Source organism: Lawsonibacter faecis, from assembly GCF_014287675.1.
Taxonomy (GTDB): Bacteria; Bacillota; Clostridia; order Oscillospirales; family Oscillospiraceae; genus Pseudoflavonifractor; species Pseudoflavonifractor faecis.
In genome coordinates this window covers 238179-254092 of sequence record NZ_JACOPQ010000004.1, presented here as the reverse complement: position 1 = coordinate 254092, position 15914 = coordinate 238179, and the positions used below count along the sequence as shown (strand labels likewise).

Here is a 15914-nt window from a genome sequence, read left to right as displayed (position 1 = left end):
GCTCCTTTTCAATCATAGAAAAAATCGAGGAATTCAGGGTCAGGCGGTGGCAGAGGCCAACTGGACCTGATACCACGCCTTTCCTCCCACGGGGCCGGACAGAGGCTTGATACAGGCATGGGGGTAGGCCCGGCGGAGGTAGCCGGCCTCCTCATCGGTCAGGCGCAGCTCCCGGCAGAGGCGCTCCCCGCCGTGAAAAACTTGGGAAAGCGTGCTCTCAAAATTGGCTATTTCTATTCTAGCCATATTTCATTCTCCTTAACAGTTTGAAAAAGGACCTGGCCGGCGGCAGCCGCCCATCCTTAATTTTTTCTTTCTCATTCTTGGTACCCGCTACCCCGCGGCCCGTTTCACCTGATAGACCCCCGAGATCTGTCCCAGCTTGTTGATGACGTTGGTCAGCTCATCGCGGTCCCTGACCTGGAGCACGATGGAGACCGAGGCGTACCCGTCGGGCATGGCCTTGGCGGCGAAGGAGTCCACCTTCACCTTCACGGTGGAGAGGGCCATGGTCACGTCCATGGCCAGGCCGTCCCGGTCCTTGGCGGAGATCTCCAGACTGGTCTGGTAGCTGCTCTGCTCGCTGCCCACCCAGGCCACGTTGACCCAGCGGCCGGCCTCCTCGGGGCGGCGCTTCTCCGGTGCGGCGTTGGGGCAGTCACAGCGGTGGACGGACACGCCGAAGCCCCGGGTGATAAAGCCCACCACCGGGTCTCCGGGCACGGGGGTACAGCACTTGGCGAACTTCACGAGGCAGTTGTCAAGGCCCTCCACCACAATGCCGCTCTCCGACTTCCTGGGGGATTTGTCCACGGGGAGGGATGTGGCGGGAAAGACCACCTCGCTCTGGAGGGCCCGCTCCGCGGCGGCCTTCTCCTCCTTCACCCGGCCCAGGCGCAGCAGCTCGTCCTTCACCCGGACCACCGCCTTGGCGGCGGTCATGCCGCCGTACCCGATGGCGGCGTACAGCTCGTCCAGGGAGTTCATGCGGACCTTCTTCAGAATGGAGGGGAGGGCGTCCTCGGCCGTAATCTGGGCCATGGTGAGGCTCTGGCGCTTCAGCTCGGACTCAAAGGAGGCCCGGCCGGTGGCGATGTTCTCCTCCCGGCGCTCCTTCTTGAACCACTGGCGGATTTTGTTGCGGGCCTCGTTGGATTTGCAGATGTTCATCCAGTCCCGGCTGGGGCCGTGTGCGGACTTGGAGGTGATGACCTCCACGATGTCGCCATTTTTAAGTGTGGTCTCGAAGGGGACCATCCGGCCGTTTACCTTGGCGCCTGTCATGTGGTTCCCGACGGCGGAGTGGATGTTGTAGGCGAAGTCGATGGGGGTTGAGGCGGCGGGGAGGTTGATGACGTCCCCCCGGGGGGTGAAGACGAAGACCTCATCGGCAAACATGTCCACCTTGAGGGTGCGCACGAACTCCTCCGCATCGGCGTCCTGCTGGTTCTCCAGCAGCTTGCGCACCCACTCGAAATTCTCCTCGGTGCCCAGCTGGGCGTTAGCCATGCCCTGCTTGTACTTCCAGTGGGCGGCAATGCCGTACTCGGCGGTGTGGTGCATCTCCCAGGTGCGGATCTGCACCTCGAAGGGAATTCCCTCCCGGCCGATGACGGTGGTGTGGAGGGACTGGTACATATTGGGCTTCGGTGTGCCGATATAGTCCTTGAAGCGGCCCAGGACCGGCTTGAAGAGGTCGTGGATACAGCCCAGAACGTTATAGCATTCGGGGATGTCGTCTACAATGACCCGGAAGGCGTAGAGGTCGAAAATCTCGTCCAGGGTCTTGTTCTGGGCGTACATCTTGCGGTAGATGGAGTAGATATGCTTCACCCGGCCGTAGACGGTGCATTTAATGCCCTCCTCGTCCAGCCGGTCGGTGATCTTCTTCTGGATGGCGGCGAGAAACTCCTCATGGGCGCTGCTGCGGGCGGAGAGCTCGTCGGCGATCTCCTGGTAGCCGATGGGGTCCAGGTACTTCAGGGAGGTGTCCTCCAGCTCCCACTTGATTTTCTGCATACCTAAGCGGTGGGCGATGGGGGCGTAGATCTCCATGGTCTCCAGGGCTTTTTCCTTCTGCTTCCTGGGGGACTGGTACTCCATGGTGCGCATATTATGCAGCCGGTCGCAGATTTTGATGAGAATGACCCGGATGTCCTTGGCCATAGCCATGAGCATCTTGCGCAGGTTCTCCATCTGCTCCTCTTCCTTGGAGGTATACTGCACCCGGGTCAGCTTGGTGACGCCCTCCACCAGGTCGGCCACCGTGTGCCCGAAGAGCTTGGCGATCTCCTCGTGGGTGGCGCCGGTGTCCTCAATGGTGTCGTGGAGCATGGAGGCGATGATGGAGTCGGTGTCCAGCTCCAGGTCCGCCACGATCTCCGCCACCGCCAGGGGGTGGGTGATATAGGGGGACCCGTCCTTGCGCAGCTGGGAAGAGTGGGCGTTATCGGCGTAGGTAAACGCGTCAAACAGCCGCTTGGTGTCAAGGGTTGGGTTATAGGCCTTTATTTTATCCTCCAGCGCCTGGTAGCGCTCCAAAATGGGGTCCATTCGGTCACCTCCGGAAAGTGAAAAGTGAAAAAGCAGAGGAAACAGGTGAAGCGATGCAGTGCCGGCCATAGCTTGCACAACTCATCTGCACAGATTGGCATATTTTATAAATTGTCCCAAAACAAGCAGTCCTACTCGGCCCACCCTGCTTTTTCATTGATCACGTTTCATTTTTCACTCAATTAATTTGCGCAGTCTCATCATGATGCTCGACTGTTCCAGATCCACCTTCCCGTCCACCTGCTTCACATCGATGCGGAGCAGGTCGGTGGTGCGCTCCACCTGGACGAGCCCCCGCTCGCCGAAGACCTCCAGGCAGACCATGGTGCGCATGAAGGTCTCCCGCAGGCCGTAGGTCCGGGCCACGTTCCGTGAGAGGCGCAGGGCGGTCTCCTCCACCCGGCCGGCGGCGCTGCGGCCCTTGAGGTACCGCCACAGCCCGGCAAACTCCTCCCGGCTGGGGGTGAGGGCGGCGGCCTCCCGGGGCGTCAGCTCCTCTCCGCGGCGGAATTTCTCGTAGAGGGCCCGCTCGGCCTGGGCCCGGGTGAGGGAGCTGCGCAGATCGGCCACCTGGAGCTGGACGGACCGCCAGCCCCGGTACTCGTTGATCTGGGGGTAGAAGGCCACGTCCACCCGATCCCCCACCGCCACCCCGGCCTCCGCCGCGGTGGCGGAGAAGAAGATGGCGTCAAAGCTCCTGCCCCTGGCGGTCACCTTGAGCTTCAGGTGCCGGCCGCCCCCCACCTCGCTCAGGGCGGCAACGGTGCAGCCGGAGAGCAGGAAGGTGGGCCGCTGGTTGCCGGTGCCGTAGGGCTCCAGCAGGTCCAGGGAGCATACTCCCTCCTGGGTGAGGAGGCCGGGGTCGTCGATCTCCGCGTCCAGCTCCAGGGCCGAGACCATCTCCGCCCCGCCGGTGGCCTCCCGGACCAGGGCGCACATCCGGGCGCGGAAGGCCGGTATTTGTTTCTCCAGGATGGTAAAGCCCGCCGCCAGCTCGTGGCCGCCGAAACCCTCCAGCAGATCGGAGCAGGCCTCCAGCGCAGCGAAGAGGTTAAAGCCCCCGAAGGACCGGCAGGATCCCTTGCCGTGGCCGTCCTGCAGGCAGATCATAAAGGCGGGGCAGGAGTATTTTTCGGTGAGGCGGGAGGCCACGATGCCCACCACCCCCTGGTGCCAGCCCTCGCTGGACAGGACCAGGGCGGGCCGCTCCTCCGGCGGGAGCGCGTCGGCCAGGTCCACACACTCCTCAAAGATGCCCAGCTCGATGGCCTGCCGCTCCCGGTTGAGCGCGCACAGCTCCTGGGCAAGCTCGGCGCCCCGGACGCTGTCGGCGGTGAGGAGGAGCTCCGCGGCCAGGCTGGCGCAGCCCATCCGGCCCGAGGCGTTAATACGGGGGGCCAGCGTGTACCCGATGGACACCGAGGTGAGAGGCTTCTCATCCAGCCCCGCCTCGCGGAGGAGGGCCTTCAGGCCGGGCCGCTCCGTGTGGGCCAGGGCGCTGAGCCCCATGCGGACGATGGTGCGGTTTTCCCCCACCACGCTCATCACGTCGGCCACGGTGCCCACGGCGGCCAGGTCGGCGTACTTGCGCAGCAGGGCGCTCTGGGCGGCTGGACCGGCGATGGCCAGCGCCAGCTTGAGGGCCACCCCCACCCCGGCCAGACACTTGAAGGGGTAGGGGCAGTCCGGGCGGTGGGGGTCCACCACCGCAACGGCGGCAGGGAGGGAGGATTTACACTCGTGGTGGTCGGTGATGATGAGGTCCACCCCCAAAAAGGCGGCCAGGTCGGCCTCTTCCACGGCGGTGATGCCGCAGTCCACGGTGATGATGAGCTTCACACCCTGGGCGTGGAGACTCTCCACAGCGGCGGCGCCCAGGCCGTAACCCTCCTCCATCCGGTCGGGGATGTAGGGGGTGACGGCCGCCCCCAGGGAGCGGAGGTAGTCGGTCAGCAGGCAGGTGGAGGTGATGCCGTCCACATCGTAATCGCCATAGACCGCGATGTGCTCTCCGCCGTCTATGGCGGCCCGGATGCGCGCCACGGCGGCTTCCATATCCCGCAGAAGAAGCGGGTCGTTTAAAAGCCCCTCGTCCGAGGCCAGGAAGTCCCTGGCCTTCTCCACCGTGTCCAGCCCGCGGGCGCAGAGAACGGCCGCGGGCAGCGGCGGAACTCCCACGGCCTCCATGGCCGCCCGGGCCGCCGGGTGGGCGGGGCGCAGATTCCATTGTCTGTATTTCATGGGCTTGCCCCCGAATTCGATTACAAAATTACTCTTAATTATATCAAAGCGGGCGGGAAGATACAAGTTCATTCGGGAAATATCCACAGGGCGGGAAATAGCGGTGGAAAACCGGGGTTGTCTCCCGGCGGTTTTACCGTAAAATATGCCCCCGGCGGCCTTTATGGCCGCCGGGGGCGCGGGGTAATTGGTCATCTATGAAATTTCTTTCGCCAGCGCCTCGGCGGTGACGGGAATCATATCGCTCTTGAAGAGGGCGTCCAACGCGGAGAGCAGCGCGGAGAGCGCTTCAAAGCTCTGCGCGTCCCCGTCTTTTTTGGGTGTGGCGCCGCCTGCCTCCGCGTCCGCCCGAAGGAAAAGAATTTTCTCCCAGTTTTCCTGCTCATAGGCTGCGGACCCTTCAAACACCACGTACTCCTCCAGCCGGCACCAGGAGGGCGGTGTCGGGGCCGCCGCCCCGGCTCTCGCGGCGGGGAGCAAGGTACACAGCAGGGAACAGGTCAGCAGCAGGGCAAATACTCTGAAACTTCTTTTCATGCAAAGCACCTCTTTTCCCCATCATATCAGCATCGGTCCCGATATGCAAATACTTCATCCCCGGGGGGCGGCGCTCTTCAGGGTGTCAAAAAACCTCCGCAGAGAAAGCCTCGCAGATCTGCGTCGTCCGCAGACGACGGAATAAATTTAAAATCCGTCATTTCTGGGGGCAGGCACCTCAAAAATAACGCTTCTCATGACGGCTGGGGCGACTGTTTCCAAATAAATCGAGCCCAGACGTCATGCAGCCTTCTGTCAAAGAAGCCCCAAAGGGCTTCTTTGACAAGCTGAGCGCCGGACCCCGCGGGGTCCGGCGCTCTTCAAAGCTCACTCAGTGGGGCAGCTCTCCGCCGTCCTTCGGCTTTCCCTCGGGCGGGATATCCGTTTGGGGCGGCTCCGCGGGCTTATCTCCCGCCAGAGCGATGGGGCTCTGAGACTCCCGGCGGGCGGGAGGCTCCGGCGAGGCCCCGTAATTCTCCGCCAGAGCGGGGTCGGTTCCCTCCAGGATGGCCGTCATCTCCCCGCCGGTAATGGTCTCCTTGGCCAGGAGGTAGGCCACCACCCTGTCCATATCCTCCCGGTTTTCAATCAGGATTTTCATGGCCTTGTCGTAAGCGCCGCTGATAATCTCCCGCACCGCGTCGTCTATCCCGGCGGCGGTCTCCTGGGCGCAGTCAATGCCGTAGCCGCCCTCCAGATATTGGTTGCGGCGGGAGGCCAGGGCCATCATGCCGAACTTTTCACTCATGCCGTAGAGGGCCACCATATTCCGTGCGATGCCGGTGGCGTCCTGGATGTCCTGAGCGGCGCCGTTGCTCTCCACGCCCAGGACCAGCTTCTCCGCCGCCCGGCCGCCCATGCTGGTGGCGATTTGGGCCAGCAGCTCGTCCTTTGTGGAGAGGTTCTTGTCCTCCTCGGGGAGGTGGAGGGTATAGCCCAGCGCCCCCTGGGTATGGGGGACAATGGTAATCTTCTGCACGGGCTTGCCGTTCTTCTGCTTGTAGGCCACCATGGCGTGCCCCACCTCATGGTAGGCCACCAGCCGCTTCTCGAACTCGGAGAGGACGCTGCCCTTTTTCTCCGCGCCGGCGATAACCAGCTCGAAGGCGGTCAGCAGGTCGTTCTGGTTCACGGCCTTGCGGCCCAGGCGGACGGCCCGGAGGGCGGCCTCGTTGACCAGATTGGCCAGATCCGCCCCCACGGTGCCCGCGGTGGCCAGAGCGATTTTATTCAGGTCCACGTCCTCCGCCAGGCGGATGTTCCGGGTGTGGACCTGGAGGGTGGCGAGACGGCCCGCCAAGTTGGGCCGGTCCACGGTGATCCGCCGGTCGAACCGGCCGGGCCGCAGCAGGGCCTGGTCCAGGACCTCGGGCCGGTTGGTGGCCGCAAGAAGGATGACGCCCTTGGTGGGGTCGAAGCCGTCCATCTCGGCCAGGAGCTGGTTGAGGGTCTGCTCCCGCTCGTCGTTGCCGCCCATGCGGTTGTCGCGGGATTTGCCGATGGTGTCGATCTCGTCGATGAAGACGATGCAGGGGGCCATCTTGCTGGCCTCCTTGAAGAGGTCGCGGACACGGGACGCGCCCACGCCCACAAACATCTCTACGAAGTCGGAGCCGGAGATGGAGAAGAAGGGCACGTTGGCCTCGCCGGCCACCGCCTTGGCCAGCAGGGTCTTGCCGGTGCCCGGAGGGCCCACCAGCAGCGCGCCCTTGGGCAGCTTGGCGCCGATCTCGGTGTATTTCTGGGGGTTGTGGAGGAAGTCGATGATCTCCACCAGGGACTCCTTGGCCTCGTCCTGGCCGGCCACATCCTTGAATGTGACGCCGGTTTTCTTCTCCACATAGACCTTGGCGTTGGCCTTGCCCACGCCGCCCAGGCCGCCGGCGCCGCCCATCTTGTTGGACATAAACCGGAAGAGGAAGACCATGCCCACCACCATAATCAGGATGGGCACCACATAGCTGATGAGCATACTCATCAGCATGGAGGACTCCTGGACAATGTCGGTGCCGTACTTGACGCCGTGCTCATCCAGCAGATCGGTGAGGCCGTCGGTGGAGATGGTGGGCGCGGTGACGAATTTCAGCTTGGACGCCTTGGCCTCGGCGGTCTGCCCATTCATCCAGGGGTTCACCGCCGCATCCGGGACAGCGGTATCGGCGGGGGTTGTCTCCTGGGGCGCTTCGCTGGGCTGGGGCTCCTCCTCCTTCCAGGAGAGGAGGAACTGGCCGTCCTGCTCGGTGACCGCCACGTTGTCCTTCAGGGTGATAACGTACTGGTTGCTCTCGGTCTTCACCTCCGCAACGAAGTCCTGCCGCACCCACTCGCGGAAGGTGGAGTAGTCCACCTCCACCGTGTTGGCGCTCTTGAACATGCCGATGGCGGACTGGAGCAGCAGCGTGAGGATCAGGGCCCACAGGAGTATGGATACCAGGCCGATCCAGCTCTTCTTATTGCCTGGGCCGCCGTTTTTGTTGCCGTTGTTATTTTGATTATCGGGCTTCAAATGCTTGCCCTCCTTATTTCTACCGCTGAAAACAGGGCGTTTCCGTCCCTTGCAGTTTTGTCGTATTGTACCACACCGGACTATGAAATACAAGGAAGGAGGGGGGCGAAAGGTGTAAACTTTCTATGAAAACCATCCCGCCGCCGCTGGAATCTTTCCCTGTGAAATGCGCATTTTCGTCTTTCTCTTATGGCTCAACTGTGGTATACTTCTACTATCTATGGACAGTACCCCAGTGGAAGAAAGGCAGGACGCCCCATGAGAGAGAACACCCCCCGCAGACCGGACGCCGAGGCTGAGGCCGACGGCATTATCGAGGGCCGCAACGCGGTCATCGAGGCCCTCCGGGCCGGGACCACCATCGACAAGATTTTTATCGCCCGGGGCGAGACCGACGCCACCCTGGGCCATATCGCCTCCACCGCCCGGGACAGGGGCGTCGTGGTGGTGGAGGCCGACCGGCGCAAGCTGGACGGCATGAGCCGCACCCACGCCCACCAGGGCGTCATCGCCGTGGCGGCCGTCCGGGAGTACGCCAGCGTGGACGATATATTAAACGCCGCCAGGGAGAGGGGAGAAGCCCCCCTCGTGGTGGTCTGCGACGAGCTCTCCGACCCCCACAATCTGGGGGCGGTCATCCGCACGGCCGAGTGCGCCGGGGCCCACGGGGTCATCATCCCCAAGCGCCGCTCCGCCGGCCTCACCGCCATCGTGGCAAAGACCTCCGCCGGGGCCGTGGCCCATGTGCCCGTGGCACGGGTGCCCAACCTGACCGCACTTTTGAAGGAGTTGAAGGACGAGGGCCTGTGGATTTTCGGCACCGCCGCCGACGGGGATACCAGCCTCTACAGGGCCGACCTGAAGGGCCCCGCCGCCATTGTCATCGGCAGCGAGGGGGAGGGCATGGGCCGCCTGGTGTCCGAGCAGTGCGACTTCAAGGTCAGTATACCCATGCGGGGCAAGCTCAACTCCCTCAACGCCAGCGCCGCCGCAGCCATTATGCTCTATGAAGCAGTCCGCCAGCGGCTGGGGTAGGTATCCGCCATCCAAACCATCTTATTAAGACCCGACACATCGCAAAGGACGAGTTTTATGCCGAAAGACCGGGACGACCAACTGAATAAAGGCCACCCGGACGGAGAGGCGTTCTCCCTGGAGGAAATTCTGGCCGAGTACAAGGGCCGCGGCGGCGGGGAGGAGATGGACAACACCATACCCCTGCCGGTCATCCCCCAGAAGGATCTGCCCCGGCCGCACCGTCCCCCCAGGCGGGAGGGCGCCATCGACAATGTGGTGGATTTCCCGGGGAAGGCCGCGCCCCGCCAGCCTGCGCCGCAGGAACCGGAGGCCGGGGACGGCGCGCCGGGCGCCGTCTCTCCGCCCTCGGCGCGGAACAAGCCCCGGCCGACCCCTTCTGAGGGGAAGGCCCCGGACGAAAAGGTGGTGGACTTCCCCGGCGAGGAGGAGACCGCCTCCGCTCCGCCGGACGGGCCGGAGGAGGAGAGCCCCCTCCAGGCCGGGATTAACAAGCTCCGCCGGAAGGCGGACGACTACGCCGAGCATATGTTTGAAGAGGAGGGCGTGGAGGACGACGAGGACGTCCGCAAGGCGGAGAAGTACCTCCCCGGCGTGGACAGCGAGGACGTTGACGCGCCCATGCGCCGCCGCAGATCCCGCCGTGCCCTGCCTCCGGCCCCTGATCTGCCGCCCGCGGACCTCTACAAGCGCTATAACCGGGGTCTGAGCTTCCTGCGCCTGCGGGGCGTCCTGGTGCTGCTGCTGGCCCTGCCGCTGCTCTACCTGACTCTGGCCCCCTTCTTTAAATTCCCCCTGCCCGGTCCCCTGGGCGAGTCCTACGAGCTGCGGGTATACACCCTGGCGGGGATGCTGGGCTGCGCCATGCTGTTGGGCGTGGACACCTTCCTGGCCGGGCTGCTGCGCATTTTCCAGCTGGGCATCGGCATGGACACTCTGGTCTCCCTGGCCTGCGCGGCCACCCTGGCCGATGCGCTGACCATGATCAGCCTGGGCGGGCGGGAGGAGCAGATGCCCTACTGCGCCATCTCCGCCCTGGCCCTGGGCCTCACCATGTGGGGCACCTACTTAAAGCGGCGCGGCTCCCGCAGCGCCTGCCGCACGGCGGCCTCCGCCCAGGAGCCCTACCTCGTCACTCTGGACGAGGGCAAGTGGAACGGTCGGGACGCCTACGCCAAGTGGTCCGGCGAGCCTGCGGGCTTCGGCAGCCAGATTCAGGCGCCCGACGGGGCCCAGCGGATTTTCCGCGTCACCGCGCCGCTGCTCCTCATCGCCGCTCTCCTCTTCTCCATCACCGCCTCCCTGGGGCAGAAGCAGCCCCAGCATCTGCTCTGGTGCCTCTCCGCCACCCTCACCGCCGCGGCCTCCTTCTCCGCCGCTCTCTGCTATGGCATCCCCTGGAATACTCTGTGCCAGCGCCTCTCCAAGAGCGGCGCGGCCATCGCCGGGTGGGACGGCGTGGTGGGTACCGGGGGCGGCGCGGGGATTCTCCTCACCGATATCGATCTCTTTCCTCCCGGCTCGGTCTCCATGAACGGCATTAAGGTCTTCGGGGACTTCCCGGTGGAGAAGGTGGTGGCCTGCGCGGCCACCCTCATCCGTGACTCGGGCTGCGGCCTCGATAAGATTTTTCATGATCTGCTCCGCTCCCAGGGCGCGATTTACCGCCGCAGCGAGCACTTCGCCCAGTACGAGGGCGGCATGGCCGCCGTCATCCGGGGAGACCAGGTGCTGGTGGGCTCCGCGGCCTTTATGCACCTGATGGAGATTGGGCTTCCCCAGGGGCTGAACGTGAAAAACGCCGTATTCTGCGCCATCGAGGGGGAGTTGGCCGGGATTTTCGCCCTGAGCTACAATCTCCACGGCGTGGTACGCCCGTCCCTGACGGCCCTCATCCGCAACAAGGTGGGGCCCGTGCTGGCCACCCGGGACTTTAACCTCATCCCCGCCATGCTCCGCCAGCGGTTTAAGCTGCCGGTGGAAAAGATGGAGTTTCCGGCCATTGAGCGGCGGCTGGAGCTGTCCGACCCCGACCAGGAGCACAGCGAGGTCCTCTCCGCCGTCCTCTGCCGGGAGGGGCTGGGCCCCTTCTCCGAGGCGGTGGTGGGCGGCAAGCGGCTGAGGCTGGCGGTGCGGATCACCGCGGGCCTGGCCTCCGCCGGCTCCGCCGTGGGGGTGCTGCTGGCCTTTTACCTCACCTTTGTGGGGGCCTACTCCTCCCTTTCCCCCGCCAATCTGCTGATCTTCATGGTTATGTGGCTGGTGCCCACGCTCCTGATCTCCGGGTGGGTAAACCGGTATTAAAGAGCGCGAAGCGCCGTGGAACCTGGGTTCCACGGCGCTTGATTTCTTCTTACCGCAATTGCCGGTGGCGCTGCGTCCGCCGGTCGGCTCTATTCCAGTCCAAGCCGCGCCCGGACCTCGCTGCGAAAGTCCACCAGTTCCCGGTAATCATAAAAAAAATTCAGCTTCCGCTCCCACACCGCATCCCCTCTCTGCCTGTCCTGCAGGACGAAATAGGTAAAGCTCTCGGCGATGTCCTCCGCCGGGTCGGTGGAGGCGTAGTCGGTAACGAAGTCATCCTCATGCCGGAGAAAGAAGTTGTAGGAGTCCATGTTGGCCAGCCGGTCGTCCAGGTAGTCGGCCCAAAACGCCTGATAGAAGGCGTTGAGGTAGGAGTCTGCGTAGGTGACCATGCCCTCCTCGTTGTAGGTGGACCCGGTCTGCCGGCTGGTGTAGTCCGCCTGACCGGCGTTGAGGGTCAGGTAGTGGGTGTACTCGTGGAGCACCGTCTCGATAAACCAGTCGCTGTCCTCCGCGTCGGCGGGGTCCACGGCAATCTCCCACCGCTCGCCTGCGCTGTCCGCCTGAGTCACGTAGGCCAGGGTCTCGTCTTCGCCGTCGGTAAACACGATAAAGCGGGAGAAATCCCGCCAGGCCCCGTCGGGAAGGATGCTGAGCATCTGGTCCCAGAGATCCAGATAGTCCTCCTCCGTCCAGCCGCCGGTCTCCCGGATCTGGCTCCAGCCGTCCGCCCGGATGCTCCCGTCCCCGCTGACGCGGTACTCGGCCAGAACCCGCTGGGAGGGATTCCCGTACCCCCACGTGCCGCCGTCGCCCAGGTATTTAGCGGTGTAGCGCTCATAGAGCTGGTTGAGACGCTCCACCATGCGGCGTTCCTCGGCCGACTTCTCGTAGCGGTCCTGCTCCAGCCGGTCCCGGCGCAGGGGATAGAGCGTCTCCATAAAGGCGAGGCAGCGCTCATACTCCGTGTCGTTAATCTCGTCCTTCAAAAGCCCCAGCTGCGCGTCCAGCAGCGCGGCTGCCTCCGCACGCTCCTCCGCGCCGAGGACCGCGGGGCCGGCCTGCGCGTCGCCGCTCCGGCCGCAGCCCCCGCAGAGGATCGCCAGCACCAGCAGCACTGCGGCCAGAGGGATGTAGGGTATCCTTCTCAAATACAGCATCCTCTCTCATGGAAGCATTGGTCTTGCGGCAGTTTGTCAGCGCTATTATAGCGGATTTTAGGCTGAGACGCAATACGTCGTCGGGGCAAAGTCCGTTCCATTCGCAACGCCCTGCGGAAGAGGGCATTCCTCATTCCACTGCCTTGCCCCTCCTCTCCCCACAAAGCCCATGGGCTTTGTGGGGCCCCCAACCGGCAAAGTCCGTTCCATTCTAAGCGCCCTGCGGGAGAGGGCATTTCTCATTCCACTGCCTTGCCCCTCCTCTCCCCACAAAGCCCATGGGCTTTGTGGGGCCCCCAGCCGGCAAAGTCCGTTCCATTCTAAGCGCCCTGCGAGAGAGGGCATTCCTCATTCCACTGCCTTGCCCCTCCTCTCCCCACAAAGCCCATGGGCTTTGTGGGGCCCCCAACCGGCAAAGTCCGTTCCATTCTAAGCGCCCTGCGAGAGAGGGCATTCCTCATTCCACTGCCTTGCCCCTCCTCTCCCCACAAAGCCGCAGGGGCTTTCCGAGGGACCCGTAACCGGTAAAGTCCGTTCCATTCCTTTGCCGTACCGCTTTGTGCAAAAAGTCCCCGGCGCGTACGCGCCGGGGACTTTAAAAGAGGCAACTAGAAAATATCCAATTCCACCGGGCAGTGGTCGCTGCCCATAATCTCGGGGTGGATTACACTGTCGTTAACCGCATCCTTGATGGACTCGGAGACGATGAAGTAGTCGATGCGCCACCCCGCGTTGTTCTCCCGGGCATGGTACATATAGCTCCACCAGGAGTAGGCTCCGGCGGCCTCGGGATAGAGATACCGAAAGGTGTCCACAAATCCAGCGGCCAGCAGCTCGGTCATCTTGCCCCGCTCCTCGTCGCTGAACCCGGCGTTGCCCCGGTTGGACTTGGGATTCTTGAGGTCAATCTCCTCATGGGCCACATTCAGGTCCCCGCAGTAAATCACCGGCTTCCTGCCGTCCAGTCCCTTGAGGTAGGCGCGCAGCTCGTCCTCCCACGCCATACGGAACGATAGCCGCGTCAGATCCCGCTGGGCGTTGGGCACGTAGCAGTTGACCAGAAAAAAGTTGTCAAACTCCAATGTGATGGCCCGGCCCTCGCCGTCGTGCTCGGAGGAGCCGATGCCGTAGGTCACCGCCAGGGGCTTCACGCGTGTAAACACCGCCGTGCCGGAGTACCCCTTCTTCACGGCGCTGTTCCAATACTGCACGTAGCCGGGCAGGTCCACCTCGGCCTGGCCGGGCTGCATCTTGGTCTCCTGCAGGCAGAAGACGTCCGCATCCAGCGCGGCAAAGGATTCCAGAAAGCCCTTCCCCAGGCAGGCGCGCAGCCCGTTCACATTCCAGGAAACCAGCTTCACCGCTCATCCTCCAGGTGATCCAGATCCCAGATGACGGGCCTGCCGTCCCGGTCCAGCAGGGGAGTGAGACCGCCGCCGTAACCGCTGACGACCTGCAGATACTGCACGCCGGTCTGTGTGTCCAGAAAAATGGTGGTGGCCATGCCAAGTCCCCCGGCGGGGGATTCATTCAGCACCACCTGAAAACGTTTTTCCCGTTTCGCCACGCTCAGTCCTCCTCGTCAGCGTTGGTGACCGCGTTGATCCACTTGGCCAGCAGCGGCAGCAGAGTCAGCACGAACATCACGCCCGCCGCGAAGCCTGCGCCCTTCCGGTGCTTCCTGGCGGCCCGCAGGCCCAGCAGGACGCCCAGGGAGCCGGTGCACAGCTTCACCAGTGCCATATCCGTCAGATCCATCTTTTTAAGAAACAGGTTGCCCGCTGCGATTAATTGCTTCATAAAAGGCTCCTTTCATCCCGCGCTGTCCGCGCGTCCGATCTATGCGCGCTTTTCCAGGGCCAGCAGGGCCCGCTTCAGCTCCACGCCCCCGCCGTACCCGGTGAGGCTCCCGTCCGCCCCCACCACCCGGTGGCAGGGGATGAGGATGGGGATGGGGTTGTGGTGGTTGGCCTGGCCCACCGCCCGGACGCCCCTGGGGTTGTCCACCCGGCGGGCCAGCTCCCCGTAGGATATGGTCCCGCCATAGGGGATGTCCAGCAGGGCCGCCCAGACCTTTTTGCGAAAGGCGGTCCCCTCCGGGGCCAGAGGCAGCTTGAACACCGTCCGCTTCCCCGCAAAGTATTCCATGAGCTGCCCCTTACCATCCGCCAGGAGCGCCGTCTCATGCTCTGCGATGCGGGGCATGCCCTCGTTTGGGAGGTAGAGGTGTACCAGCGCGCCGTTCTCCTCCGCCAATCCCATTTTACCATAAGGCGTTTGAAATGCAACCAAATTCATAGGAATTCCCCCACTATTTGATGGGTCGCTTCCCGCGCCCGGCAGCTTCTTTTCCTCTCCGCCGCCCAGCGCCCCGTTCAATAGTACGCGGGCCTTTCAAAATGGACAATTTCCAGCTTGATGCCCTCGGTGTCCTTAAAGAAAAAGGCGTAGTAATCCGGGGTGTACTCGGGGTAGCGCCCCGGCGGTGAGACGATGGTCACGCCCTCGATGGCCCGCACCTGCTCGTAGAGCCTGTCCACCTCCGCGTCGGACTCTGCCCGGAAGGCCAGGTGGTGGAGCGCGCCCGGCTTCCGGCGGCAGACCGCCTCCTCCCGGAGGGCGGGCCGGGGACAGACCAGCCCCAGGCTGAAGTCCGCCGTGCCGTAGTCGAGCTCCACATGCTCATACGCCGGGAACTCGCCCCGTCCCTTGTCCTTCAGGTCGAAGCCCAGCAGGGGGAGGAGGACGTCGTAAAACCGTTCGGCCCGGTCCAGATCGGCGACGGTGATTTCAATGTGATCTATTTTCGGCGTCATATCCGATTCCTCATTCCATGTCTCAGACGGCGGACACTCTAAAGTCGTATCCCTGTGGAGTTCCCGGACGCTCGGCGCATCTCAGTACTTTCTGACGACGGCGACCACCTTGCCGATAATCTCGGCGTAGGTGCCGTCGATGGGCTCGTAATCCGGGTTTTCAGGCATGAGCCATGTATGGCCGTCCTTGCGGCGGAGGGTCTTCACCGTGGCTTCGTCCTCAAAGAGGGCTACCACGATCTCGCCGCTGTGGGCATCCTGCTGGCGGTGCACCACCACCAGATCGTCGGGCAGGATGCCCGCGTGGAGCATGGACTCGCCCCGGACCCGCAGGGCAAAGTGCTCCCCGGCCTGTCCGCCGGTGTCGAAGGTGAGATAGTCCTCAATACACTCCTGGGCCAGGATGGGGGACCCGGCCGCCACGCTGCCCACCACGGGCACCCGGCCCGCCCGGCCGTCCAGCTCCTCGGCCACGGGACGGGGCACGGGGCCGCTCACGGTGATGGCCCGTGTCTTGCCCTCCGCCTTGGTGATGAGGCCCTTCTCCTCCAGCCCCTTCAGATGGAAGTGGACGGTGGAGGGGGATTTCAGCCCCACCGCCTCGCCAATCTCGCGGACCGAGGGGGGGTAGCCGTGGTCCGCCTGAAAGGCGATGATATAGTCGTAGATCTGCTGCTGTTTGGGTGACAGGTTTTTCATGGCAGACCCTCCTTATGGGTGCATGGTTAAATTGGTACGCTTGCAGTATATCATAGAATTTTG

Annotated in this window: 14 protein-coding genes; 2 read left to right on the top strand and 12 right to left on the bottom strand. The window is 63.7% G+C overall.

Annotated elements, in window-relative coordinates; all coding sequences use genetic code 11:
• Window positions 1-39 precede the first annotated feature (39 nt).
• The 5 genes from H8S62_RS06955 to ftsH form a co-directional block, all read right to left on the bottom strand.
• Window positions 40-246, bottom strand: a complete 207-nt coding sequence (locus H8S62_RS06955) for a hypothetical protein (protein ID WP_155150336.1) — start codon at window positions 244-246, stop codon at window positions 40-42.
• 87 nt (window positions 247-333) lie between these two features.
• On the bottom strand, window positions 334-2553 hold the full coding sequence (locus H8S62_RS06950) for a RelA/SpoT family protein (RefSeq protein WP_155150339.1): 2220 nt from the start codon (window positions 2551-2553) through the stop codon (window positions 334-336).
• Window positions 2554-2727: 174 nt separating this feature from the next.
• Window positions 2728-4794 carry a single-stranded-DNA-specific exonuclease RecJ gene (recJ, locus tag H8S62_RS06945; RefSeq protein WP_155150341.1) on the bottom strand — a complete coding sequence of 689 codons (2067 nt, stop codon included), beginning with the start codon at window positions 4792-4794 and terminating at the stop codon, window positions 2728-2730.
• A 195-nt stretch (window positions 4795-4989) separates the two neighbouring features.
• Window positions 4990-5331: a hypothetical protein gene (locus H8S62_RS06940; RefSeq protein WP_186918851.1), complete on the bottom strand. Its 342-nt coding sequence runs from the start codon at window positions 5329-5331 to the stop codon at window positions 4990-4992.
• A gap of 331 nt (window positions 5332-5662) precedes the next feature.
• Window positions 5663-7837, bottom strand: a complete 2175-nt coding sequence (gene ftsH / locus H8S62_RS06935) for an ATP-dependent zinc metalloprotease FtsH (protein ID WP_173023584.1) — start codon at window positions 7835-7837, stop codon at window positions 5663-5665.
• A 258-nt stretch (window positions 7838-8095) separates the two neighbouring features.
• Between ftsH and rlmB the strand changes: the two genes are divergently transcribed.
• Both rlmB and H8S62_RS06925 read left to right on the top strand, forming a co-directional pair.
• On the top strand, window positions 8096-8872 hold the full coding sequence (rlmB, locus tag H8S62_RS06930; protein ID WP_186918850.1) for a 23S rRNA (guanosine(2251)-2'-O)-methyltransferase RlmB: 777 nt from the start codon (window positions 8096-8098) through the stop codon (window positions 8870-8872).
• 57 nt (window positions 8873-8929) lie between these two features.
• Window positions 8930-11176 (top strand): hypothetical protein, encoded by a 2247-nt coding sequence (locus H8S62_RS06925; RefSeq protein ID WP_186918849.1) that lies wholly within the window; start codon window positions 8930-8932, stop codon window positions 11174-11176.
• 89 nt (window positions 11177-11265) lie between these two features.
• Here H8S62_RS06925 and H8S62_RS06920 read toward each other — a convergent pair whose 3' ends face one another.
• The 7 genes from H8S62_RS06920 to lexA form a co-directional block, all read right to left on the bottom strand.
• The gene (locus tag H8S62_RS06920; protein WP_423788667.1) at window positions 11266-12327 is read right to left on the bottom strand and encodes a zinc-binding metallopeptidase; all 1062 of its coding nucleotides are present in this window, start codon (window positions 12325-12327) and stop codon (window positions 11266-11268) included.
• 617 nt (window positions 12328-12944) lie between these two features.
• Window positions 12945-13697: an exodeoxyribonuclease III gene (locus tag H8S62_RS06915; protein WP_186918847.1), complete on the bottom strand. Its 753-nt coding sequence runs from the start codon at window positions 13695-13697 to the stop codon at window positions 12945-12947.
• A complete protein-coding gene (locus tag H8S62_RS06910) occupies window positions 13694-13903 on the bottom strand; it encodes a DUF6440 family protein (RefSeq protein ID WP_173023892.1) in 210 nt (69 codons plus the stop codon). Before H8S62_RS06910 ends, H8S62_RS06915 begins: the two co-directional genes overlap by 4 nt.
• A gap of 2 nt (window positions 13904-13905) precedes the next feature.
• Complete coding sequence (locus H8S62_RS06905; RefSeq protein ID WP_155150353.1) at window positions 13906-14136, bottom strand: permease of phosphate ABC transporter; 231 nt, start codon at window positions 14134-14136, stop codon at window positions 13906-13908.
• Window positions 14137-14175: 39 nt separating this feature from the next.
• Window positions 14176-14634: a methylated-DNA--[protein]-cysteine S-methyltransferase gene (locus H8S62_RS06900; protein ID WP_186918846.1), complete on the bottom strand. Its 459-nt coding sequence runs from the start codon at window positions 14632-14634 to the stop codon at window positions 14176-14178.
• A 77-nt stretch (window positions 14635-14711) separates the two neighbouring features.
• Window positions 14712-15152: a VOC family protein gene (locus H8S62_RS06895; RefSeq protein ID WP_186918845.1), complete on the bottom strand. Its 441-nt coding sequence runs from the start codon at window positions 15150-15152 to the stop codon at window positions 14712-14714.
• 81 nt (window positions 15153-15233) lie between these two features.
• Entirely contained in the window at window positions 15234-15851 is a 618-nt protein-coding gene (gene lexA / locus H8S62_RS06890) for a transcriptional repressor LexA (protein ID WP_155150359.1), read from the bottom strand.
• Between the last annotated feature and the right edge of the window lie 63 nt (window positions 15852-15914).